The organism is Polaromonas sp. P4_F6, assembly GCF_056401275.1.
Genome location: NZ_JBFUJQ010000009.1, coordinates 190,226 through 213,466, shown reverse-complemented (window position 1 = coordinate 213,466; position 23,241 = coordinate 190,226). Strand labels below are relative to the sequence as shown.

At 57.9% G+C, this 23,241-nt stretch carries 19 protein-coding genes; 9 read left to right on the top strand and 10 right to left on the bottom strand.

The window, feature by feature from the left end; all coding sequences use genetic code 11:
* The 3 genes from AC1DUN_RS19935 to AC1DUN_RS19925 form a co-directional block, all read right to left on the bottom strand.
* Nucleotides 1-478 (bottom strand): tetratricopeptide repeat protein (locus AC1DUN_RS19935; RefSeq protein ID WP_477715481.1); only part of this gene is annotated, 478 nt, incomplete at its 3' end.
* Between the two features lie 11 nt (nt 479-489).
* Nucleotides 490-2,967 carry a tetratricopeptide repeat protein gene (locus AC1DUN_RS19930; protein WP_477715480.1) on the bottom strand — a complete coding sequence of 826 codons (2,478 nt, stop codon included), beginning with the start codon at nt 2,965-2,967 and terminating at the stop codon, nt 490-492.
* The gene (locus tag AC1DUN_RS19925; RefSeq protein WP_477715479.1) at nt 2,964-5,765 is read right to left on the bottom strand and encodes a tetratricopeptide repeat protein; all 2,802 of its coding nucleotides are present in this window, start codon (nt 5,763-5,765) and stop codon (nt 2,964-2,966) included. Before AC1DUN_RS19925 ends, AC1DUN_RS19930 begins: the two co-directional genes overlap by 4 nt.
* 89 nt (nt 5,766-5,854) lie before the next feature.
* On the opposite strand from AC1DUN_RS19925, the gene AC1DUN_RS19920 reads away from it, so the two are divergent.
* The 9 genes from AC1DUN_RS19920 (at nt 5,855) to AC1DUN_RS19880 (ending at nt 15,189) form a co-directional block, all read left to right on the top strand.
* Entirely contained in the window at nt 5,855-6,154 is a 300-nt protein-coding gene (locus AC1DUN_RS19920; protein ID WP_477715478.1) for a hypothetical protein, read from the top strand.
* Nucleotides 6,155-6,358: 204 nt separating this feature from the next.
* A complete protein-coding gene (locus AC1DUN_RS19915; protein ID WP_477715477.1) occupies nt 6,359-6,820 on the top strand; it encodes a pilin in 462 nt (153 codons plus the stop codon).
* 83 nt (nt 6,821-6,903) lie between these two features.
* A complete protein-coding gene (locus tag AC1DUN_RS19910; RefSeq protein ID WP_477715476.1) occupies nt 6,904-8,799 on the top strand; it encodes a tetratricopeptide repeat protein in 1,896 nt (631 codons plus the stop codon).
* 37 nt (nt 8,800-8,836) lie between these two features.
* The gene (locus AC1DUN_RS19905; protein ID WP_477715475.1) at nt 8,837-9,724 is read left to right on the top strand and encodes a glycosyltransferase family 2 protein; all 888 of its coding nucleotides are present in this window, start codon (nt 8,837-8,839) and stop codon (nt 9,722-9,724) included.
* Nucleotides 9,725-9,781: 57 nt separating this feature from the next.
* On the top strand, nt 9,782-11,350 hold the full coding sequence (locus tag AC1DUN_RS19900; RefSeq protein ID WP_477715474.1) for a hypothetical protein: 1,569 nt from the start codon (nt 9,782-9,784) through the stop codon (nt 11,348-11,350).
* Nucleotides 11,351-11,374: 24 nt separating this feature from the next.
* Complete coding sequence (locus AC1DUN_RS19895; RefSeq protein ID WP_477715473.1) at nt 11,375-12,484, top strand: glycosyltransferase family 4 protein; 1,110 nt, start codon at nt 11,375-11,377, stop codon at nt 12,482-12,484.
* On the top strand, nt 12,481-13,344 hold the full coding sequence (locus AC1DUN_RS19890) for an NAD-dependent epimerase/dehydratase family protein (protein ID WP_477715472.1): 864 nt from the start codon (nt 12,481-12,483) through the stop codon (nt 13,342-13,344). The genes AC1DUN_RS19895 and AC1DUN_RS19890 overlap by 4 nt, the downstream gene beginning before the upstream one ends.
* The gene (locus AC1DUN_RS19885; RefSeq protein WP_477715471.1) at nt 13,341-14,318 is read left to right on the top strand and encodes a glycosyltransferase family 2 protein; all 978 of its coding nucleotides are present in this window, start codon (nt 13,341-13,343) and stop codon (nt 14,316-14,318) included. Before AC1DUN_RS19890 ends, AC1DUN_RS19885 begins: the two co-directional genes overlap by 4 nt.
* Nucleotides 14,319-14,388: 70 nt before the next feature.
* The gene (locus AC1DUN_RS19880; RefSeq protein ID WP_477715470.1) at nt 14,389-15,189 is read left to right on the top strand and encodes a class I SAM-dependent methyltransferase; all 801 of its coding nucleotides are present in this window, start codon (nt 14,389-14,391) and stop codon (nt 15,187-15,189) included.
* A gap of 85 nt (nt 15,190-15,274) precedes the next feature.
* Here AC1DUN_RS19880 and AC1DUN_RS19875 read toward each other — a convergent pair whose 3' ends face one another.
* From AC1DUN_RS19875 to AC1DUN_RS19845, 7 genes are all read right to left on the bottom strand, one after another.
* Nucleotides 15,275-17,041 carry a glycosyltransferase family 9 protein gene (locus tag AC1DUN_RS19875; protein WP_477715469.1) on the bottom strand — a complete coding sequence of 589 codons (1,767 nt, stop codon included), beginning with the start codon at nt 17,039-17,041 and terminating at the stop codon, nt 15,275-15,277.
* A gap of 35 nt (nt 17,042-17,076) precedes the next feature.
* Nucleotides 17,077-17,898 (bottom strand): DUF5672 family protein, encoded by an 822-nt coding sequence (locus AC1DUN_RS19870; RefSeq protein WP_477715468.1) that lies wholly within the window; start codon nt 17,896-17,898, stop codon nt 17,077-17,079.
* A 166-nt stretch (nt 17,899-18,064) separates the two neighbouring features.
* The gene (locus AC1DUN_RS19865; protein ID WP_477715467.1) at nt 18,065-19,015 is read right to left on the bottom strand and encodes a class I SAM-dependent methyltransferase; all 951 of its coding nucleotides are present in this window, start codon (nt 19,013-19,015) and stop codon (nt 18,065-18,067) included.
* Nucleotides 19,016-19,021: 6 nt separating this feature from the next.
* On the bottom strand, nt 19,022-20,221 hold the full coding sequence (locus AC1DUN_RS19860) for a glycosyltransferase family protein (RefSeq protein ID WP_477715466.1): 1,200 nt from the start codon (nt 20,219-20,221) through the stop codon (nt 19,022-19,024).
* 55 nt (nt 20,222-20,276) lie between these two features.
* Nucleotides 20,277-21,140: a glycosyltransferase family 2 protein gene (locus tag AC1DUN_RS19855; RefSeq protein WP_477715488.1), complete on the bottom strand. Its 864-nt coding sequence runs from the start codon at nt 21,138-21,140 to the stop codon at nt 20,277-20,279.
* Complete coding sequence (locus AC1DUN_RS19850; RefSeq protein ID WP_477715465.1) at nt 21,124-22,353, bottom strand: ABC transporter ATP-binding protein; 1,230 nt, start codon at nt 22,351-22,353, stop codon at nt 21,124-21,126. The genes AC1DUN_RS19855 and AC1DUN_RS19850 overlap by 17 nt, the downstream gene beginning before the upstream one ends.
* The gene (locus tag AC1DUN_RS19845; RefSeq protein WP_477715464.1) at nt 22,343-23,152 is read right to left on the bottom strand and encodes an ABC transporter permease; all 810 of its coding nucleotides are present in this window, start codon (nt 23,150-23,152) and stop codon (nt 22,343-22,345) included. The genes AC1DUN_RS19850 and AC1DUN_RS19845 overlap by 11 nt, the downstream gene beginning before the upstream one ends.
* Nucleotides 23,153-23,241 lie beyond the last annotated feature (89 nt).

The following is a 23,241-nucleotide window of genomic DNA, read 5'->3' as shown; positions in this document are numbered from 1 at the left end:
TCTTCAAGGCGCGGTGGTAGCTCTCCACGGCTGCTTCGTCCTGCCCCATCTCTTCCAGCGCCGCCCCCAGGGCGACTTCCGCCTCCACGAACTCTGGCTTGAGTGCGAGTGCCCGTCGATAGGCCTGCGCGGCCGCCTCATGCTGAGCCAGCCGTGCGTGGGCGGCCCCGATGTTGAAGTGGGCGCCGGCCGAGTCCGGTTTATATTGCACAGCCTTGGCAAAAGCCCCTAGTGCATCCTGTGCATCGCCCCGGTCAAGCAGTATGCTGCCCCGGTTGAAGTGCGCCCGCGCCAGGTCGGGCGCCAGGGCAATCGCCTGGTCATAGCGCCGCAAAGCCTCTTGCGCTTGCCCTTGCTGCTCAAGTTCCATGCCTTGTGCCAGCAGATCATCGGCGCTCAATGCCGGACTCTGCGCAGCGGGCACGTCACCTTTTCCGTCCGCACGCGCCACCCGCGCAAATCGGTCAAATAGTCCCATTGATCGCCTCTTCAGCCTGCCGCGGCGGGCAGGGGGTTCTTCTCGCACCACACTTGCCACATGCCGCGCAGGGCGGCCTCGAAATGGACGGCAAAGCGCGGCGCGTCGAAGATGGGTGAGGCCAGCACCTGCTGTCGCAAACCTGCGCGCAGCCTGGCCAGACTTTGCAAGTCACCGGCATGCGAGACCGCACGGGCGACATAGTCAGCGGAGTCTTTCGCGACCCATTCGGGCAGCCCGGCGTTCATCAAGAGGCCGACGCCCTGCCGCGACAAAAAGCGCTCTCCCGCCAGTGTCAGCATGGGAACGCCCATCCACAGGCTCTCGACACTGGTTGTCACTCCAGGATAGGGGAAGGGGTCGAGTGCGATGTCCATTTCATGATACGTCGTCAAATGCTCGCCGCGTTGGACAGGTGTTTTTAGTATCAATCGCTCCGCTTCAATGCCATGGATGCCAAACCGCTCAATGACCTTCTTCCGAACAACATCCGCGTGAAGCTGCGTCGACTTCAGGAGCAAGCGGCTATTGGGAACAGCCATTAACACGCGCGACCAAAGCGCGACGACATCGTCGTTCATCTTGGTCAAATTGTTGCAACTCCCGAAGGTAACGTAACCGTTGCTGATTGCTGGAAGTGCCGAGGGCATGACGTCATGGACCGGGGGGGTGAAGCAAAGATAACTTTCCGGCAGTCGCCAGACTTTTTCCGTGAAGTTCACCTCCTCTGCCTTCGGGAAGGTCCACGCGTCCGCAATGACATAGTCGACAGTTGCTAAGCCCGTGGTTGCCAGATAACCAAGCCAGGTAAGTTGCACAGGGGCCGGTTTCCAGGCAAACACGGGTAGCCGGTTGCGTGCGGTATGGCCCGAAAGGTCAATCAGTATGTCGATACCATCCTCCCGCACGCATTGCGCCATGGCTTCGTCGGAGAGCCGGACTACCGAGCGCCAGCCTTTGCAGCAGGCCCGAAGACGTTGACTCGTCACATCTTCAGTAGCGCGATTCGTATAAGCAAAAAGATCCAGTCGCTCAGGTGTCTGCGAGGAAAGCGCGGTCAGCACGCTCTCCAGAAAATAACCTACCGGGTGGTCTCCCAGATCGCCGGATACCAGGCCTACGCGCAAGCGCCGGTCGGGGTCGGGGACGTTCGGCCAGCTGCTGTGGGGGTGGGCCAATCGCGCCGCCAATTCCCCAAAACGCTGCGCATCCCTGAATGCAAGCGCAGGGGGCAGGCCGGCTATGTAGGTATGCATAAACAGCAGGTTGTTATGTGCCAGGAAACAGCCGGGATCAAGCTCGAGTGCGCGACGAACGCTTTTCAGCGACGACTCATATTCACCCAGGTCCTTCAGCGCATTGCTCATGCCCAGGTGCGCATCCCGCCTTTCTGGGTCTATCTCAAGCGCCCGCTGAAAACTCGCAATGGCCGTGGTGGATTGGCCAATGGCCGCCAACGTGATGGCCTCGTTGAGATGTCCGTCGGCGCTGCCCGGGTCAATCTCAATCGCCAGCCGAAAGTGCTCCAGCGCTTGCTGGTATTGCTCGCGCTCGCACAATGCCGTCCCGAGGCTGTTATGGGGCTGTGCATCATCAGGCTTGATGGCCAATGCGTGCCGGTAACATGCGATTGCCTGGTCAAGCTGCCCTTGCTGCTGAAAAGTCAAGCCAAGGTTGTAATGCACCTCGGCTAAAGCAGGATGGATCTTTAGTGCCTGGCTATAACAGGCAATGGCCTCGTCAAGACGGCCCAGCTCTTTCAGCGCGCTTCCCAGATTGCTGTGCGCTTCGGCAAAGCCGGGATTGATGGTCAATGTATGTCGATAAGCATGAATGGCCTCATCGAGCCGCCCAAGGTCATGCAGAGCGATGCCTCGGGCGTGGTGAGCTTCCGCATAATCAGGATTGAGTGCCAGGGCGGTGTCAAAGCTTTTGATCGCATCTTCAAGCTGCCCGCTTTCCATCATGACGCGGCCCAGCGTGTGATACAGCTCTGCGGATTCCGGTCTGATTTGAGTAGCCTGCCTGTAGCTGGCTACTGCATCAAGATGCTTCCCCAGTTTTTCGAATGCCATTCCGAGGCTGACATGCGCGTCAGCGAAATCGGGCTTCAATGTGATGGCCCGTCGACAGGCGGAGAGCGCTTCGTGCGCGTCTCCCAGGCGCAAGTATGCGTTGCCCATGTTGTAATGCACCGCAGCCGAGTCGGGTTTGTATTTCGCGGCCAGGAGGTAGGCCTCCAGTGCACCTGCCGCTTCGCCTCTATCCAGCAATATGTTGCCGCGATTGAAGTGGGCGCGCGCTAGTTCAGGTTTCAGCTCAATCGCCGCTTTGTAGTGATTCAGGGCTTCTTCCAGTTGCCCCTGGTCTTCAAGCGCAAGRCCCTCCTCAAGAAGGTGTTCCGCTTCGCTTTGGCTTGGAGCGGTCGCATCCTCGATGGCGTTGGCGGGCCCGGATGGCGCTTTCAAGAAACGATCAAACAGCGTCATTTGCCCTTTTGGCCTTGCAGTGCAGTGTCGGGATATTGGGCACACCAGCTGAGCCACATCTCACGCAACGCGGCCTCGAAATGCTCTGCAAAGCGGGGGGCGTCAAAGATGGGAGAGGTCAACACCCGCCGGCGCAGATCGCTTCGCAGCGCGGCCAGGGCTTGTAGATCGTTCGCATGCGCTACCGCGCGAGCAACATAGTCCTGTGGATCAGCGGCGACCCATCCGGGCAAACCGGCATTCATCAAAAGGCCGACGCCCTGGCGCGATAAAAAGTGCTCACCCGCCAGCGTTAACACCGGCACGCCCATCCACAGGGACTCGACACTGGTGGTGATGCCGGGATAGGGAAACGGGTCGAGTGCGATGTCCATTTCATGATATGTCGTCAAATGCTCGCCGCGCGGGACAGGCGTCTTTAATATCAATCGCTCCGCTTCAATGCCATGAGCGCCAAACCGCCCGATGACCTTTTCCCGCACAACATCCTCGTGAAGTTGCGCCGACTTGAGGAGCAGGCGGCTGTTGGGAACGGCCTGCAATATGCGCGACCAGAGAGCCACGACATCGTCGTTCATCTTGGTCAAATTGTTGCAGCTTCCGAAGGTGACGTAGCCGTTGTTGACGGCCGGAAGCGGCCCGGGCAAGGTACCATGGACGGGTGGCGCGAAGCAGAGATAGGTGTCGGGCAAACGCCAGATCTTTTCGGTGAAATAAGCTTCTTCCTCTTTTGGCAGGGTCCATGCGTCCGCGATAACGTAATCGATAGCCGTCAGGCCCGTGGTTGCCAGATAACCAAGCCAGGTAAGTTGCACGGGCGCCGGCTTCCAGGCGAACATTGTCAGCCGGTTGTGCGCCGTATGCCCGGACAGGTCAACCAGGATGTCGATGCCGTGTTCCGTGATGCGCTGCGCCAAGGCTTCGTCTGAAAGGCCGACCGCCGAATGCCAGCCTTTGCAGCAAGCGCGCAGCCGCGCACTTGTCTCATCGTCGCGGGCAAAGGTGGGGTAGGCGAACAACTCCAGCCTGCTTCCAGTGCGGGATGTCAGCGCCGCCAGCACACCTTCGAGGAAACACCCCACTGGATGGTCGCTAAGGTCACCGGATACAAAGCCCACCCGTAACACCCGCTGGGGATCGGGTGGGTTTTGCCAATGCGTGCGGGGCTGGGCCCGACGTGCGGCGACTTCGCCAAAACGTTTCGCGTCCGCCAGCAACTGTTCGGCCGGCAAGTCGGCCACGTAGTTGTAAATGAACAGCAGGTTGTTGTGCGCTAGGACGTTATCCGGGTTAATCTCAAGTGCCCGGTGCAGGGTTTCCATTGCATCGCCAAGGCGGCCTATATCTTTCAGAACACCGCCGAGATTCGCGTAGGCATCCGCGTAATCGGGCTTGAACTTGATGGCGCGCTCAAAGCTCGCGATAGATTCGGCGAGCCTGTTGGTGCGGCTGAAAAGAATGCCGAGGTTGTTGTGGGCTCGAGCAAGCTGAGGGTTGATTTCCAGCGCTCGAAGACAGCTTGCCTCGGCCAGGTCGGGCTTGTTGAGATGCTCCAATACGCTACCGTAGTTGGAGTGCGCGATGGCAGAGTCGGGGGCGATGTCCAACGCCCGCCGGTAACTTTGTGCCGCCGCATCAAATTGCCCGAGGGCCTGCAACACGCTGCCCATGTTCACATACACTTCAGCGAACTTGGGCCGAAGGGACAGGGCTTTTTGAAAACAAACCATGGCGGCGTCCATGTTCTGCCGTCTCTGCATGACGAGGCCCAGGTTGTTATGCGCTTCCGCAGAGCCAGGTTCCATCTCAAGGGTACGACGGAAGCATTTTTCTGCGGGATCAAGTTGTCCGAGATCCAGCAAGGCAACACCTTGGTTCATGTTGGCTTCGGCGTTGTCGGGCTCAATTTCCAATGCGCGGCGGTAGCTGGCGATGGCCTCCCTCTGCTGACCGAGATCTCCCTGGATGTTGCCGAGCTGAATCAGCGCCGCCGCATAATCCGGCGCGAAGGCCAGCACCTGCTGGTAGCTGGCAACTGCCTCATCAATCTGCCCAAGGGACTTCAAGGCGTTACCGAGATTCATCCGGATTGCCGCGTTCGTGGGATCGACCTCGGATGCGTGTCGGAAATACGGCGCGGCCATATCGGCTTTCCCCTCGCGAAGCAGGATGCCGCCGAGGTTGTTGCAGGCTGCCATGTGATCGGGATTGATGGCCAGGGCCTGGCGATAGAGCGCTTTTGCATGATCGAACTGCTCGAGGCCCTGTTCGGCGAGGCCTTGACGGAAATAGACCTCGGCTTGATCGGACTCAAGCCCCAGCGCGAGTTCAAGCGCGGCATGGGCATCCGAGAAATCAGGCTTGAGTGCCAGAGCCTGCCGGTAGGCGGTGACGGCGGCTTCACGCGCCCCGAGGCGCAGATGGGCGTTGCCTATGTTGAAATGCGCGGCGGCCGAATCCGGTTTGTGCTTGATGGCCTCGAGGTAGGCGCCCAGTGCGCTCTGTGCGTCGCCACCGTCCAGCAGAATGTTGCCGCGGTTGAAATGGGCCCGCGCGAGCGTCGGCGCCAAGCCAATGGCCGATTCATAACAGCTTAAAGCCTCGTCAATTTGGCCTTGTTGCTCGAGCTCCATGCCTTTATCCAGCCACTGTCCCGCGGCCAGGGCGGAAGCCGCAGCCGCATCACCGGCGGGTTTGGAGGCGGTGCTTGCGCGTTGCGCGAATCGATCAAAAAGTCCCATGGTTCGCTGACTCTGTAGGCCGCTGACGCTGACGCTGGCCGGGATGGTGAGAATCAAGCGCCGGCTGGACAGTCGGCGGTTGGTCGTTGGTGCGAAACGTTGCTGATTCTATAATCAGCGCACGAGCAACACTATCAGGGATCGATATGGCATTGGCTTGGTTTGACGCCGGCGAGGCAAAAAAATTCGGCACGTCTCTTGCGCAGTTTTTCCTGGAAAGAATTCCCAAGGTAACGGAAAAGAAAGACAAGGAATTTGCCAAAAAAGTCGATTACGTCCTGGAAAAAATGGCGGTGCAGATTGTTCAATTCAAAACACAGCATAAATTGAACACCTACAAGAAGGCCCAGCTCGGGAACGTTTTCAAGTGGACGCTTCTCGATGCCGGTATTTCAGCAGACTATGCGGACGAGATGACACGCTGGGTGATTCAGCGGCTTGAATAAACGATTGGAGCCTGCCGGATTTCCAACGTGACAAAAGTGTCACGCTAAAAATTCAAGGTGACAAAAACCGCATCAAAAACCCTGCTTTCCGAGCGATCTCCAGGGTGCCCATAGGTGTTCAAAGGGGGTAGCGGATGCTGGCATGAAAACTGCTGCGACTTAAGGCCTTTTGGTTTTTATTGTTTTTCATCTAAGGAGTTTTTCATGAAACGTTCCCTCCAGCAGGGTTTTACCCTGATCGAATTGATGATCGTTGTCGCGATCATCGGTATTCTGGCCGCAGTGGCTTTGCCTGCCTACCAGGACTACATGGTTCGCGCCAAAATGTCCGAAGTGATCCTGGCTGGTTCCTCCGGTCGTACCGCCGTGTCGGAAACCTATGCCCAGAAAAACACCATGACGCTGTCGGCTCTTTCGATGGGCGTGCAGGACCAATCAACGAAATATGTTGCTACCGTGACCTATAGCGGTGCCTCTTCCACCCAGGGTGACATCATCGTGATCACCAAGAGTGATGCTGGCCTGCCTACCGGCGCTTCTGCCAAGCGGGTGGTTCTGCGCGGCGATGCGAACACGACTACCGGCCAGGTGAAGTGGAGCTGCGGTGGCGGTTCCACCAGCCCCGTCGAAGCCAAGTACCTGCCAAGTTCTTGCAAAGACTTCTGATCGATTGAATTGTCAAAAAAGCCCCTTGGCCTCTCGCCAAGGGGCTTTTTCTTTGCCTCTTTCATCTTTCCTTCTTTATCTCCATGCGAACGTACATCGTCGCCCTGGCTGCACTCGTCGCGAGTGCTGTGCTTGTTGTCATCTATTGGCCGGGCTTGCAGGGAGGTTTCTTTTTCGATGACGGACCCAGCATCCTTTTTGCGCAAGGTGTGCGCCTCGAAAGCCTGTCGCGCGAATCGATTCATCAAGCGCTCATGAGCGGCGGCGCCGGTCCTTCCGGACGCCCGGTGGCCCAACTGAGCTTTGCGCTCAACTACTACTTCAGCGGTTTTAATCCCTTTGTCTTCAAGGCAAGTAATCTTGCGATCCACCTCGCTTGCGGTTTCCTGGTGTTCTGCCTGGCGTATCGCTTGCTGACGGCGGGCGGGAACGCGGCGAAGCAAGGCAATACGCTTATCGCTTCCGGCGCGGTGGCTGCATTGTGGCTGCTCCAGCCTATCCAGCTTCTTCCTGTTCTGCTCGTGGTGCAGCGCATGACGAGCTTGTCCGCGTTTTTTCTTCTCGCCGCCCTGCTGCTTCATATCTATGGACGGGAACAAGGCGGACGCGCCGGCGCCGCCTGGATCTTGCTGGCATGGGCGATCTTGTGGCCGCTGTCCTTTCTCAGCAAGGAAACAGGTGCACTTCTACCCCTGTTTGTGCTCGCCTGGGAGGTGATTCTGCGCAGAGCTTCATTTGGCAAGCTGGACCGTCTTGCCCATGCCCTTATTGTCTTGGCCGGGCTTTTGCTGGCAGGGGTGGCTGTGTATATGCTGCTGGGGCGTGCGCAATGGTTGTGGGCAGGCTACGGTCTTCGCCCGTTCTCGCTAGTCGAACGGTTGCTGTCGGAAGGACGGATACTCTGGTTTTATCTCGGCCTGATGGTGGTGCCGCGCAGTGAGGCTTTCGGCCTGTACCACGACGACATCGTGGTTTCCACCGGCCTCTTCTCCCCGTGGACAACTTTGCCCGCCTTGTTCGGCTTGTTCGGCCTGGCCTGGCTGGTCTGGCGGCTACGCAGAAGCGCGCCGCTCGCGGCCTTTGGCATCGCGTGGTTCCTGATCGGGCACGCCCTGGAATCCACCGTGCTACCGCTGGAGCTCGCACATGAGCATCGCAACTACCTTCCGCTTCTCGGCGTTTTGCTGGTGGCCGGATGGGCACTGCTTCGCGCCTTGGAGGGTACAAGACGCGCCAGGACGGCAGGTATTTTGCTGGCGGGCATGGCGCTGGCCTATTCCGCTTTGGTCACGGGGCTTCGCGCCAACCAATTCGGTGAGGAAGTGCGACGCACCCAGATCGAGGCCCTGCACCATCCGGCCTCCGCCCGTGCCCGCCATGAAGCGGGGCTGGCGCTGTCCGACCTTCCGGATGCGGTATTGTCGGATTCGAGAATCTACGCTCTCGCTCGCGGGCACTACGTGGCCGCCACCGAAGCTGATCCTAATTTCAAGATGAGCTTGCTTGGCTTGATCCAGCTGGACTGCAAGGCCAAAAAGGCGGTGGCACGGACCGACATTGACGAGCTGTCCCGTCGCTTGCGTGAAACACGTTTCGCGCCGGGCGACAGAGGCGTGCTGTACAGTCTCAAGGCAATGGCTATTGCGGGCACGGCCTGCCTGAACAGGGCCGAAGTTGATGGCTTGTTCGCGGCCGCGCTTGCCAATCCCGGTGTCTCGCCTGCGGTACAGTCCATTCTGCATTCCTGGCACGCAGACTATTTATGGTTGCACGAGCGCGACGTCGCTGCAGCCCGCGGCGCCCTTGGGCGATCGTTGGCGCTGAACCCGGGCAATCCGAGCAACCGTCTCAAGTGGGCGCAGCTGCTGCTCATTTCGGGAGAGCGCGAGCAGGCGCGGCGCCTGCTGCTTGAGTTGCAGGGTGAGAGTTTTTCGGCGGAGGAGCGGCAAACAATTAACGAACTGCTGGCGTCAAAATAACATGACACGGCGCTGACGCGAACCACCCAGGTTTCCAATGATCCACACAGTCAAACTCTCGGTTGTCATACCCGCCAGAAATGAAGCGGCAAATCTGCGCACCATCCTGCCCCGGCTCGTTGCACTCGTGCCGGATGCGGAGATACTGGTTGTCGATGATGGTTCAACCGACGACACGGCTGCAGCATGCCTTGCGTCCCGGGTCAGGCACCTGAGGCATCCCTACCCCAAGGGCAATGGCGCGGCCATCAAGACCGGGGCTCGCGCAGCCCAGGGCGAGGTGATTGTTTTCATGGATGGCGACGGCCAGCACAAGCCCGAAGATGTTCCTCTACTGCTTGAAAAATTCAATGAAGGCTACGACATGGTCGTTGGCGCGCGCCAGGCAGGCTCGCAAGCCGGCCTTCATCGCGCCGCGGCAAACGACATCTTCAGCCGTTTCGCCAGCTGGATGGTGATGCAGCCGATTGCCGACCTTACCTCGGGATTCCGGGTGGTCCGCGCGGCCCGTTTCCGCCAATTCCTTTATCTGCTGCCAAACGGATTTTCGTACCCTACCACGATCACCATGAGTTTCTTTCGGGCCGGTTACAGCGTAGCCTACGCCCCGATTCACTCACCCCGGCGGGCTAACGGCTCCAGCCACATTCATCCCTTGCGTGACGGCTTGCGTTTCCTGCTGATCATTATCAAGATCGGCACGCTGTTTTCTCCGCAAAAGCTTTTTCTTCCCATCAGCGCCGGATTCTTTCTCACGGGCCTTGCCTATTATTTGTATACCTACCTGACTGCCGGTCGCTTCACGAATATGAGCGCGCTGCTGTTCATCTCCGCAATCTTCACTTTCTTGATCGGCATTGTTTCAGAGCAGATATCTGCACTGCATTACAAGAACATCGACACCAGCGACGGCGAACACGACTAGCCCGGCCGCAGTGCAAGGCCTCCCGTCCATCCCCGGCCCCGTAGGCTCGCCCTGACCATGATCCATAGTTTCGCCCTCCCCAGATTTTTCCGCGGCATGCCACCTTCCATGAGGCTGAGCCTGATCGTCTTGATCATGCTGACGGCGGTGCTGGGGTTGATGCAATATGCAACGGGTGGGCGAGTCGCCTACACGATGGACTCATTAACGTACAGGGACGCCGCGCTCCAGTTCCTGTCGGGCCACCCGATGCAGGCTACCAATGTGTCCTCGCTGATGCCGGAGCTCAAACCCCTGGTCCATTGGCCGCCAGCGTATCCGGCCCTCTGGGCGGCCGCCCTGAGCCTGGGGGGCGGCGATATCGACAAAGTCTCTGCCGTGCTGAATCCGATACTGCTGGCGATTACCAGCCTGTCCATCTTCTGGATTTGCTGGATGGTCACCGGCAGAGCGGTCATCGCTGGCATCCTGGCGGTCGTCAACGCGTTCACGCCGATGAGCATGATTGTTTATGGCCACGCGTGGAGCGAGACTCTTTTTATCTCCCTGTTGCTGCTGGGCTACGCGGCATTCTGGAAGTATCGGATATCCAACGAGAAAATCATCTGGCTGGCCGTCGCTGCCGTCCTGATAGGAAGCAGCAACTGGGTGAGGTACGCAGGGGTGGTTTTCCTGCCCCTGCTGGGATTCTCGATTCTTGTGGCATCGGGCTCCGCTGTGGGCAAGCGGATTGCGCATGCCGCGGGCGCCATGCTGCTGGGCGCTGCAGTGGCCTGTCCGCTTTGGTTTCGCAACTGGCAACTGACCGGGAACATTTCGGGTTCAAGCCGCGGAGGCGTGACCAGGGTCGACAGGTTCTTAGAGGACATAACGACCATTGTCGATCTGTTTGAACATTCCTTTTTTGCCTTCAGCATGGTGCTGCGTGCGAACCTGGAGGTTCCGATTCTCATGGCGGTCGCTTTTGTGGCCTATAAAGCTTTTCGCCGCAGCGGTACTCAGTGGCTTCGCCCCCCTGAAATCTGGCTGCCTCTCGTCTGGCTGGCCGGCTATCTGCTGTTCCTGCTTTACGCCAGGAAAGTCCAGGTCACGGTGGACCTGGATCTGCGCATGCTGGCAGTGGGCTTTCCCTTTCTACTTCTTGCGATGGCGCCCGCAGTGGGCGCCGCATTCTCGGACCGAGCCCTGGACACCCGGAAAATACTGATGGCCTTGCTGCTGGGCCTGCTGGTTTACGCCGGCCTTGATCAGGCCGGCAGAGTTCACGCAAACTACGCGTCCGACGGCATTCCGCGTTGGCGGTCCACGTTCGGCCTCGGCTTCCGGGAACTGCGCGACACCTCGCCGACCAGCCGCGCGATCAAGGAAAGCATAGGCCCCGCCGAAGCGTCGACCGTCATACTGACCGACTATCGTGCGCTCTATATCCGGTACCTGACGGGCGCGAAAGCCTATTCACCCGAAGGCAGCGACTGTGCACAGTGGGCCAACATTCCGGGTCCGGGCATCCTGTTCATAGGCAGCAAGGAACTTCCGGCATGGGTGGCCGACTGCCTGAAAGAAAAGCCACAATGGCGATTGCTGCGGCCCGGCGGAAAGGCTGCGCCCTCCATATATGCTAACTGAGCCCTCCTTGAAGAAGGCAAACGCTTGAACATCCTGATGAGCAGCACCTCCTACCCGGAAAGTCCGCAGGATTGGCGTGGCCGTTTCATTGCCAACCAGGCCGGCGCGCTGGCACGGCGTGGCGAGGTCAGCCTTTCGCTCTGGGCGCCGCCGGGTGAGTTGCCCGCCGGCGTGACCGCCGCGATGACCCCTGCCGACGCGCGTTGGCTCGGAGGGGTGTCACGGCAAGGCGGTATCGCGCACCTGCTGCGCACCCGGAAGGCGCTGGCCGTCGGAACCATTCTGGTATTGCTTATGCGCCTGGGCCGCGCCTATCGCCGCCAGCCGGCCGACCTGGTCCACGTCAACTGGCTCCAGAACGCCCTGCCCTTGTGGGGTACCACAACGCCGGCGCTGATCACCGTGCTGGGCAGCGATTTTGGCCTGCTGCGTCTGCCGGGCATGAAGGCCTTGCTGCGCGCCGTGTTGCGGCAACGTCGCGCGATCCTGGCACCCAACGCGGAATGGATGCAGCCGGCGCTGGAGCAGGCCTTTGGCGACCTCGCCGAAATCCGTCCGATTGCCTTTGGCGTGGACGATCCCTGGTTTGAGGTGGTGCGCCAGCCTGCACCAGGCAATGTGCGGCAATGGCTGGCGGTGACCCGGTTGACCCGCGATAAGATCGGCGACCTGTTCGATTGGGGGGAAGGCCTTTTCGATCATGAACGGCAGTTGCACTTGTTCGGTCCTATGCAGGAGGCGCTCGAGCTTCCCTCCTGGGTGCGCTACCACGGCGCCACGCATCCTGCGGACCTGCTGGAGAACTGGTTCCCCCAGGCTTGCGGGCTTATCACCCTGAGCCGCCACGACGAGGGCCGGCCGCAAGTGATGCTGGAAGCTATGGCAGCGGGCTTGCCGGTCCTTGCGTCCGACTTGCCGGCCCACCGCGACATGGTGCAACACCGCGTCACGGGCTGGCTTGCGGCCAGCCGTGAGGAGCTGTCCCAGGGCCTGGGATGGCTGGAAAACCCTCAGCAAAACCAGGCTACAGGGCAAGCGGCTCGAGACGGGATCAGGGACACAATAGGCACCTGGGACGGCTGCGCCGGCCGTTATGTGGCTGCTTACCAAAATCTTCTGGAGCACAACGCGTGAGGCACGACGGCGTATTGCTGCTGGGCGGGGCGGGCTTCATCGGCAATGCCCTGGCCAGGCGCCCCCAGCGTGAGAAGAGGGCTGTGCATATCCTCGGCCGCCAGCAGGAAGCGCAGCTTGAGCAGGTGCTGCCCCAATGCGGCACGGTGGTGCACCTCGCCCGCTCCACCACGCCGGGTGCATCCGCCGCCAGCCCCGACCTGGAGTTGGGCAATCTCGCTTTCACCCTGCGGCTGCTGGACTTGCTGAAAAATCAGCCACAGACGCACCTGATTTTCTTTTCGTCGGGAGGGACGGTGTACGGCAACCCCCAAAGCCTGCCCGTGACGGAGGACAGTGCTATCGCGCCACTTTCCAACCATGGGGCGAGCAAGGCCTCACAAGAGTTTTTTTTCGGCGCGTTGCGGGCTCGCGGCCACGCCGTTACCATCCTTCGCCCCTCGAATGCCTATGGCCCCGGGCAAACGGTGAAAAGCGGCTTCGGCTTGGTGCGCACCGTGCTTGAGCATGCCCGGCTGGGCACGGAGATGGAAATCTGGGGTGACGGCGAGAGTGTGCGCGACTTCATTCACGTTGATGACGTCGCCGAGGCGTGCGCGCGCCTGGTGGACCTTCCGCAAGACAGCGGAACTTACAACCTTGGCAGCGGCAAAGGGCATAGCGTCAACGAGGTGCTGCGTATCGTGGAGAGCGTTGGCGGGCGCGAGGTGAAGAAAACCTATCGCCCGGCCCGTTCGGTGGATGTGCGCAATATCGTGCTGGATATTTCGCGGCTGGAAACCCGGCCGTCCTGGGCGCCGTGCATTCCCCTTGAAGAAGGGGTTCACGGGAGCTGGCAATGGCTATTGGATCAGCCGTGAAATCACACACGGACGGGAGCGCCGTGCGCGCCGGGGCAGAGGCAGTTTCTTTGCAGGAAGGCGCCTGCGGCGCGTCCCTGGGCCAGGTGTGTGCGATTGTCGTCGCCTATTACCCCGACGAGGAATTCAAAACACGGCTTCGTAGCCTGTTGCCCCAGGTGGCGCGTGTAGTCGTGGTCGACAACACGCCGGCGGAAGGCGTCGTGCGTCAACTGGATTTACCGGAGGGCGCAGCAAACATCTACCTGGTCTCAAACCGGGCCAATCTGGGCATTTCAGCCGCGCTCAACCAGGGCCTTCACCACGCCTTGGATGCCGGATGCAAATGGGCGCTGACGCTGGACCAGGACACCCAGTGCTTTCCGGATATGGTGAGCACGCTTCTTGGTGTGTCCGTGGCGTGCACGCCAACGCCGGCAGTCGTTGGGGGGAACTACCTGGACCCAAGGAGCAAGCGCCCCGAGGTTGCGGTCGGAGAGGCCGGGGCCTTCCTGGCGCGAAAAACAGTCATTACCTCCGGATGCCTGGTTGATGTGCGTCTTGCACTGGCGATGGGAGGGTTCCGGGAAGACTATTTCATCGACCAGGTGGATCACGAGTTCTGCCTGCGAGCCCGGGCGCATGGGCATCAGGTGGTCATCAGCCGCAAGCCCGTCATGACGCATAGCGTCGGCGAGTCCGGCGGGGTGCGCCTTCCTTTGTTGGGCATGCTTCCGAATCATCCGCCGGTGCGCAAGTACTACATCGCCCGCAATACGGTGGTCACCGTGAGGACCTATTGGCGGCAAGAGCCCGAATGGTGCTTGCGGCGGCTGGCGCGCCTGTTGCTGGGGCTGGGAGGCATGGCACTTCTGGAGAGGCAGGGCTTCGCCAAAGTCCGTGCATTCGCGGGTGGCGTCGCGGACGGCTTGCGCGGGCGCATGGGCCCTTGCGCGAGGGAGTCGGCGCTGCGACCTCGTTCCGGGATATCCTGAGCTCATTCAACGCATGTTTTGGTCGCCAACCCATTCCCGCCTCCAGTCCTGAACTCTTGGTAGTAACGCCATGATTCGAAGAGCCATTCATATATTGCAATCGCGGGGAATCCGGGGCCTTGCGCGCGCGGCTATGGCGCGTGCACGCGGCATGTTCGCGAAGCCATCCGCGCTGTTACTGACTTACCAGGACAGGTTTATAGGCAAGTCCGGAATCGAAATAGGCGGGCCCAGCCAGGCCTTCACACGAAGAGGTGTATTTCCTGTCTACCCCATGGTTGGAAATCTCGACAACTGCAATTTCGGTGCAAACACGGTGTGGGAAGGGACTCTCCAGCAAGGGAAAACCTTTGTGTTTGATCCGGCAAAGCCCGCCGGCCAACAATACCTCGCGGAAACGACGGCATTGGGCGAGCTTCCGTCCGGAACCTACGATTTTGTGCTGTCCTCGCACATGCTGGAACATACCGCCAATCCTATACTTGCCCTGCAGGAGTGGAAACGCTTGTTGGCCGACGGTGGAACCCTGGTGCTTTTGCTGCCCAACAAACGCCACACCTTTGACCACCGCCGCCCGGTTACCTCATTGGCGCATCTGATCGATGACTTCAACGCCGGAATGGGAGAGGATGACCTGACGCATTTGCCGGAGATTCTGGCGCTGCACGATCTGGAGCGTGACCCCGATGCGGGAGATGTGGTGGCCTTTAAGGCGCGCTCCCTGCTGAATGTGGAAAACCGTTGTTTACATCATCATGTGTTTGACGCATGCCTTGTGCGTGAACTTGTCGAACACGTAGGGCTGAAGGTTCATGCTGTGGAAGAACATGGGCCACATCACATTCTGTTGTTGGCACAAAACAAAAAATGAGATGAGTCCCAGGAAGCCCGCGATCTTGAAGATGCCGCTCCTGGGGCCTGCTGCGACAAAGGCGCCGCGCCGAACAAAGAAGTGCCTACCGACGGAAAGACCCGCGCAAAAAGCGCACAGTGCGAAGCACGGCCGGCAGCAATCCATTCGCCTTGACGATTGCGGTGAATTCTTCGTAGAGTTGATAGAAATAGCTGCCTGGAGGAAGGCCGGGCCAGATAAAAAACGCCCTAAACCGCAGGTGTTTGAGCGAAATGTATTTCGTTTTCGGCGCCGATCGCGAATGGTCGGCTGCGGCTACCTTAAGAGGCGCCGTTGGCGCTTCCAGCACCGTCGGCGTTTCATTGGCTACCGCGTAAAGCATTTTCTCAATCTCCGCGAGAACCGTCCCAGGATCTACGAAGTTTCTGCAATCTGAGCCCCCATATAAGGGGCAGCGCGAGATGGCAGCGCAGGGGCGACACCGCAGGCCCCTTTCGAGGAACGAATAATTCGGCGCGGGGCGGGCGTTGGAATTCTCCGGGCGTGTAGTGGCGAACAGGCAAATGGTGGGGAGCCCCAGAACGTGAACTGCATAGTGCACGGGGAAAGAGTCCATGCCCACCAGAAGATGGTGAGAGCGGAGCAATTCGACAAGAGATTCATAGCTCTTGAATGTCGTGACTCGACACTTGGGGTGATCGTATTGCATACCCGCAAGGACTGTGACCGAATATCCCCTGGCATATAACAGGCTAATCAATTGTTCCTGTTGGTTCTTGGGGTAGATTTTCAAAGGCCAACCGCCATCAAAATGAAGCAGGATTTTGCGAGGGCTGTCGGTGAGTTCTGGCACAAATAGAGTCGGCGCCGCCTTTTTAGGTACCAGCAGTTCCGTTTGCGAGCCAAGGCGTCCACCTAAGGCAAAAATGAAATGATCAATGAGATGGAATTTAGTGACGTTGTAGTTTCGAGAGGGGCGATAGTAGCCGTAGAAACCATCCTCGGGCAACTGGTCGCAAAAGCGCTCGAAATAGAAATGATCGGGAGTAGGAGTGCCATGCTGAAAGTCCTCTCCCCGATTGATCACGGGTAGATCTATCGGTAGCACGGTCATATTGGGCGCATTGTCGCCGACTATGTCCGCGTAGTTTTTATTGACGACAATGCGGGATACGGATGACTGAAGGTGGTTAAGGGCAATGATGAAGAACAACAGGTCACCTGCGTGGTGCGGCATCACTGCGGTGAATGAAATAGCGTCTCTCTGATGAAGCGCTTCGTCACTGTCATTTGCCTGGACCTGCCGGTCCAGTGCCTTTATGGCTCTGTCAGTCACCCACTGATAAATGGACAGGTTGCCCTCATATCGAAAGCCATTGTGGGTACACCATTTCAGGGAAATGTGACCAAGCTGAACATTCGATGCGGTGGCGAAGTAGGCGCGTTGCAGTAGTCCCGTGTCGGTAGTTCCATCGACGGTAGAAAGTAAGGCCAGGAAGCGAGAATCCTTGCTCATCAGCCTCGCCGGAAGCAAATAGCCCGCAGGCCGGCCTTGGTCGTCGCTCAGCACAGCCATCTCATGCTGTAAGGAGGCATTGCGCAACGCGTCCAGCACCAATTCGATGTTCAGCTTCTCCATTCTAAACAAAGGGTTGAAGATGAACTTCGGGGATCGCTGACCAGGTTCGTCCAGCGAACAAAGCCGCACAAACATTTCCTCCACGTAGCGAGCAGGAGTGGAAAAGGCGGAACTGAAGATTTCTGAAAAGGAAAGGGAGCTTCCCGAAATGGTGAAGCTGTGAATTGCCCAGCTGTCGATGTCTGAGCCGGACAGGATAAAGCGGGATTCGTTAATGATCCCGATCTTCATGCCCGAATCCTGAACGACCGTCGCAGCCCGAGGCTTCATGGTTCATCCCCGCGGTGAAGGTTCCGGCGCCAACCCCGGTGTTGAAAAAAGGAAGACAGAAACGAAAGAATGCCTGATGGCCTCAGTATCCTGGCTCTGCATTTTTGAAGCAGGCTATTCGCTCGTTTCAGAAGAGCAAGAGTGGCCGTGTCAGCGGGAAGAACCTGCAGGCGCCGCTGGAGCACTGCAATTGCTTCAGCCCTCCTACCTCTTTCGAGAAAATTCCTGGCCAGGAGCAGGCATTGAGGCGACTGAACGATATCCGGTGTCAGTAGCACCAGAAAGTCATGCAATTCATCGGGGTTCAGGCATACCCACATGTTGTACAGGGCGTGGAAGCCGAAGGGCATACTTTTAAATGTCGTCGATTCGAAGGAGAAGCGCTGCGCTACCGTTTCGGGGGCAAAACGAATGCCGTAACGTTGCTCCAACAACGGGCGGTAGTGACGGCAGATGGCCGCATCCTCCGGGTGAGTCTCAACAATTTCTGGATCACGGAGCGCGTCAAGCAAACGTTTCGATCGCAGCGAAAATCCCCCATTGCCTACCCGATGAGAGTCCTTGAGAAATCCCCATGGTGCGCCTATGTAGTCGTACTGAAGAAATTCCTCCGTCCAGGCCGAGGGGTTGATGATATAGCCATCCCATTGCACGAGAAGTACATGTGAAGTATGTATGTGTGTAACGAGCGTCTTGGCCACAAAATGGGAATACTCGGCGTGGCTTTGTAGGGCGGGTATGCGTTCCACGCGTAGATCCGGCAGGTCATGAAAACCGCTGGTCAAGAACAGGGTTTCAGCAAAGGGAAGCGCTGGCATGGAGTGTCGAAGCGCGCGAACTGCCAAGGGCTGATTGACGCAATCGATGCAACAGAGCGTGATACTTCTCATGGATCGGTTTTGTTGAGATCGGGCGTCGAACTGAGCGGCTGATGATTTCAATGTGATCGATCAAGGTGAGCGGCGGGGAGGGATGGCCCCACCACTACCTTAAAACGGCCGTGATCTGGAGCTCCGAGTAGGCGGTGGAGTTGGCGTCGTAGTCACGCAAGGCATGGGTGAGGCCTCGGAACCGCCGACGGCTATTGAGGTAGGCAATCAGTCTGCGATACGGAGGGAAAAACTTGAAGGGACGAAGACTCCAAGCCGCATCCCACTTCCTGAATCGTTTGACATGCTGCAGATCGCAATAGAGATTGGCGTCCCAACGTTCGTGGTACGAAACATGAATGTCGCCAAAGCCATGACGGGAAAGCAGCGCCGCGATGCCGCTTGCCGTGAAATGAAAAATATGGATCAAGGGTGGCTGGGCCCATACCCATTGCATACCCTGCTCTTGGTAGCCTCGCCCCGAAAAATTGGGCACGGCGAGGAGCAGTCGCCCTCCGGGGGCCAGTAGCTCCTTGAATTGCGCACACATCCGGTCGAGATCGTTGGCGTGCTCGAGAACGTGCAAGGCGACTACGGTATCCCAAGCGCTCTTTTCGGCTGGCGCAGAAGAGGTAAAAGGATCGTAGGTCACACTCGTATGTCCTGCCTCGCGTGCAACTTGGGAAAAGTACCCTACGCCGCCGCCGAAATCCAGTACGCGTCGGCCGAGCAAATTTTTGTACTCTTCCAGGCGCATCCGGCAGTCTTTCAATTTGGCGGGGAAGTGATCGCGATACCAGCGAAAATCGAATGACGATTGATAAATGCGCTGGAGTGAAGCATCGTCAGGAAGCGGGGATGTGAATGCGCTCTGGCAGGCTTTACACCGGGCCAGCTGGTAGGACTTTTCGAAAAAGAGCCAGCGCTTCTCCCCGAACGGAGCGCAGGCATTTTTCTGACAGACTGGGCAAATTGGATTCATCGTCAATTGAGTAGCTGTTAATGTCGGGCTGACAGCCCGTTTGGGGCGCCATGGATTTTGAGAGGCTTTTGAGGAAATAGACAATGGCCGCTATTCTGGAGGGCGATTGTTCGGCTGTCCGCCTTGCCGGCGCGCAGGTGAATCAATTGTGCGGCGTAAAAAATTGCGGACAATCCGAAACGGAGAACCCAGCCACCACCCAAAGGTCGATTTAACGCGTGTGATCTCGTTGCGGAGTCCTTCAAGCTCCGCCTCACGGCTGCGCAGCACTTTCACAAGGCGGATGTACTGGGCGTGCTGTTTTAAAACCGAGGCGGTATCGGGAATACTTAATTTCCTGATGGGCAACCCGCTGCGCTGAGCAAAAAGATGCTCGAGGTTATGACGCAGGTGGAGGGTGGCTGCCGCTCGGCTTGCGTGCGCTTCCAGCTGGCCAAGGGTGCTCGCATACCCGTGGATCATTTCAAGGACGATGGTTTCCGGTGCTTTTTGAAGAAAACCACGGCCAGAGAAATTATTTTGGCCAGCGAGGTCAAAATTGCTTTCATCGAGCCAACCCGGCCCTCCAAAATGATCGTAACAATAGACGGAAACTTTCAAGGCAAGGCAATAGGGGACGGTTTTCCCGATAGTGATTACCGCGTCGTAGCTCCTCAAGAGCTTGGCGCTGATCAAAATCTCGATACCGCCGGCTCCAATGTGCACCACCTCGACACCGCGTTGCCTTAAGATTTTTGCCGCCTGCAGAACTTCTGGCGGAGGATGATTGCTGACGACGGCTAGGCGCTTTAATAGGGGGTTGTGAAATTCCTTCCCTTCAATCCAGTAATTGTTGGGTACGGCGTTGGGAAAAACGAGCACTTGGTCTTCATCCAGCCCGGATGTACTGATGATGTGATTTCTGTTTTCAACAGAATGGGCAAGCAATAGGTCGACGGATTCTCTATGCTCAGGTACTGCTTCCAGCGGTTCGAAATGGGACAGGCTGCAGAAAACCACCGTGGCCGTTTCTACCCCATGAATCAGTATTTCATAAAGCACAGGCGCATGATGGATCCATACAAGATCAAACCGGGCGTTGCTGATAGCCGATCGCGCGGCCAGCAAGTCGATAATTTGGAATCCCAGTTCTTCGAACTCGGAAAGCATAGGCGCGCCAGGCAGTAGGGCCGCAACACAAACCTCCCAACCCATTTCCCGTAGCTCTGCAGCGAGCTCGAGGGTGAGCACTTCCGAGCCCGCATATCCGGCCAAATGGTGCGTGGCAATTAGCACGCGTCGTGGTTGCATGGCATTCATTTGAAAGTGGCAATGTATTTGTATCGATGGGTCGAGTCGATCGATGTCAATGGATCACCACTGCATTGTTGAAGAGGGCATCACCCCATTCGAATAGCGGCCTGGAAAAATCGGATTGCTGGTGGATTGCGGTACCTTTCCGGGCAAGCCATTTTTTTCCGTATGTATCGAACGGAAAATGTCTGACGTAGTAGTCGCAGGTTTCCTCCCATTGCTCAAGCGAGATCGCTTTCCCATAGTGCTGGCAATAGAATCTCGTCTCGATTTGATCAACTCCGGTTGGTTCTCTTGCATCAAGTCCTCTGTATTGGACGCGAGGCAGGTTCCTCCACAGCATTAGAATATCTCTTCGCTCAGGACCAAAAAAACGACGAAAGCCGAGCAGATTCTTTCCCGGGACGAAAGGGGCTTGATCGTCGGGCGTCATGTAGGCGTCGAATAGCTGAATGCGGACGCCGTTGCAAGCCTTGCTGCGGGCTCCTCCAATATAGTTGCGAAGATCGCCAATCACTCTTTCATCGGCGTCGAAACATAGAGTCCAGTCAAAATTCAACCGAGAACGCGCGACTTGAAGCAGCAAACCTCTGTGACGAGTTTCAGCGGAGAGCCGTTCAGCAATTCCGTGCTCCCAAGAGGTGTTTCGAATAATCAAGGCGACCTTGGGATGACTGCGGAGAATGTCAAATGTGCTGTCGGTGCTCGCATCGTCGTAAGCGACAATTGCATCAACGTGTTCGCCGACATGATCAAGCGTATCGCGCAGAATGAGCGACTCGTTGCGGACTCGGGTAATGCCGACAAGAAGGGACTTCTTCTTCAGCAATGCCTTGTTGCAAACGAGAATGCGTTCGGAGTTCCGTAAACGGATGCGTCCGATTTTGCGCCGCCACCAATCACCAAAGCCAAGCATGTTCACACGCCACCTCCCCTTCCCATCGAGGAATTCCGGACTGACTGAATTCAGTTAACACCTCGAAAGAGGCGCATCGTTGGAATTCGTCATAGGCGAACATGATATGGCGGTCGCAAACATTGGCCGAAATCCAGTAGTGGCCGGGAATAAAAGAGGTGCGAGGAAGCGTTAGGCGAACTTCCCGCACGCCTCCCACAAGAAAGATGTTGTCCCGGATGGTATTGAAGATCGCAACCAGCCGACCACTGTCGTTGTGAATTTGAACGCCTAATCCAAACTCGCTGACCGATTGAGCCAAATCGGAGAAATGCAACGAAAAACAAACGGTCAAATCTTCACCAACCTTCAACTGCTGGGCGTCCACGGCGCCGCCGGCAATCATAATGATCTTGTCACTCCCTGACGGGTGTTTGCCGCGGGTGCTCAACACGGAATTTGGGGCATCCGGATTTATTTGCCTTTGCTTGTGGAGTTCTTGATCAACGCGTTGCTGGTAGGCAAAACAAACCTCGCCGGCGTCACCGCTCATGAGCACGTCCCCTCCATCAAGCCAGACTGCACGTTGACAGAAGTTTCTGACGGCGGGAATGGCATGGGTCACTAGAAGAATGGTCGTTCCATTGCTTTGCAGGCTTTTCATCCTCGAGATGGAGCGCTCCTGGAACTCCATGTCTCCCACGGCCAAAGCCTCATCCACAATCAAAATGTCTGGATCAACGTTGACGGCTACCGCAAATGCGAGCCGGACAAACATACCGCTGGAATAAATCCTCACGGGCTGGTCAATAAAATCGCCGATATCCGCAAACTTGACAATCTCGTCAAAGCGTTCGTCTAATTCGGAGCGCTTGAGCCCCATCACCGCCCCCTGGAAATACACATTTTCCCTCCCGGTGAATTCTGGATTGAAGCCAGCGCCCAATTCCAGTAATGCCGAGACTCGTCCATTAATCTGCACCGACCCCGAACTAGGCCTGAGGATTCCACAGATCAGCTGCAACAGCGTGCTTTTGCCTGACCCGTTGCGGCCAATAATGCCGACCGTCTCTCCTTTTTTTATCTCTATAGAGACGTCTTTTAGCGCGGTGAATTCGCGGTGAAAGCGCATTCGTCCTAGCGTGAATGCTTGCTTGATCCGGTCGCCGGGGTGGCCGAAGATGCGGTAGGTCTTGGTCAGATTCTTGACGGAAATGGCAACGTCAGAGTGCATCGGCGAACTCCTCCCGGCTATGTTGGAAGAAGGCGTAACCCAACACCGACACAGCCAGGCAAAAAACCAGCGCCATGGCCCATGCGACCCAGTCAATGGCCTGCCCGGTGACCACGGCGCGTGAGGCTTCGATGACTATTCCCAGGGGGTTGTAGTGGTAAGCGGGGCGCAAGGCGGCCGGTACCGCGCTCATCGGATAAAACACCGGTGACAGAAACATCAGCATTTGCACAAATACCGGCAGGATTTGGGTCATATCCTTGATGAATACGCCCCAGGCCGCCACAAACCAGGAGAGGCCCAGGGCCAGCAGCAGCACGGGAAGGAGCAGAAGCGGGAAAAGTACGATCTGGCCGTGCAGGCCGCCCACCCAGGCCAGCGCTGCCACCAGGATCAGGAAGTTGAACGTGCCGTGAACCAGGGCGGCCCCCAGCGGAACGACCGGCAGGATATCCACGGGGAAGATGATCTTCTTCACAAAGCTGGGATAGCCGCGCACGGAGGCTGGTGCACGGGAAACTGTCTCTGCAAAAAGATTAAAGGTAATCAAACCGCTGTAAAGCAACAGCCAGAAGGGCAAGCCGCTGTTTTGCTGGGGCCAGCGGGTCTGGAAGACCTCGCCGAAGATAAAGGCGAAGATCGCCAGCATCAGCAGCGGGCTGAGGAAAATCCACAGCACCCCGAACATGGCGCCCCTGTAGCGCAGCAGCACGTCTCTTTTAATGAGCTGGCCGAGCAGGTAGCGATGCCGCCAGATATCGGCAAAGATCCGCAGCGGGTTGACGATGATCGCGCTCATGGTGCGGGGGGGGCGCATATCCGCGAGAGAAAGCCGGCCGGGGCTATGCTCGATGGTGAGTGCTGAATCAGAGTTTCCATTATTTTCAT

Coding starts and splice junctions, on each gene's coding strand:
- AC1DUN_RS19880 (WP_477715470.1), top strand. CDS start 14,389: ATGATTCGAAGAGCCATTCATATATTGCAATCGCGGGGAATCCGGGGC.
- AC1DUN_RS19915 (WP_477715477.1), top strand. CDS start 6,359: ATGAAACGTTCCCTCCAGCAGGGTTTTACCCTGATCGAATTGATGATC.
- AC1DUN_RS19920 (WP_477715478.1), top strand. CDS start 5,855: ATGGCATTGGCTTGGTTTGACGCCGGCGAGGCAAAAAAATTCGGCACG.
- AC1DUN_RS19855 (WP_477715488.1), bottom strand. CDS start 21,140: ATGCTTGGCTTTGGTGATTGGTGGCGGCGCAAAATCGGACGCATCCGT.
- AC1DUN_RS19860 (WP_477715466.1), bottom strand. CDS start 20,221: ATGCAACCACGACGCGTGCTAATTGCCACGCACCATTTGGCCGGATAT.
- AC1DUN_RS19850 (WP_477715465.1), bottom strand. CDS start 22,353: ATGCACTCTGACGTTGCCATTTCCGTCAAGAATCTGACCAAGACCTAC.
- AC1DUN_RS19845 (WP_477715464.1), bottom strand. CDS start 23,152: ATGAGCGCGATCATCGTCAACCCGCTGCGGATCTTTGCCGATATCTGG.
- AC1DUN_RS19905 (WP_477715475.1), top strand. CDS start 8,837: ATGATCCACACAGTCAAACTCTCGGTTGTCATACCCGCCAGAAATGAA.
- AC1DUN_RS19875 (WP_477715469.1), bottom strand. CDS start 17,041: ATGAAGATCGGGATCATTAACGAATCCCGCTTTATCCTGTCCGGCTCA.
- AC1DUN_RS19910 (WP_477715476.1), top strand. CDS start 6,904: ATGCGAACGTACATCGTCGCCCTGGCTGCACTCGTCGCGAGTGCTGTG.
- AC1DUN_RS19870 (WP_477715468.1), bottom strand. CDS start 17,898: ATGCCAGCGCTTCCCTTTGCTGAAACCCTGTTCTTGACCAGCGGTTTT.
- AC1DUN_RS19900 (WP_477715474.1), top strand. CDS start 9,782: ATGATCCATAGTTTCGCCCTCCCCAGATTTTTCCGCGGCATGCCACCT.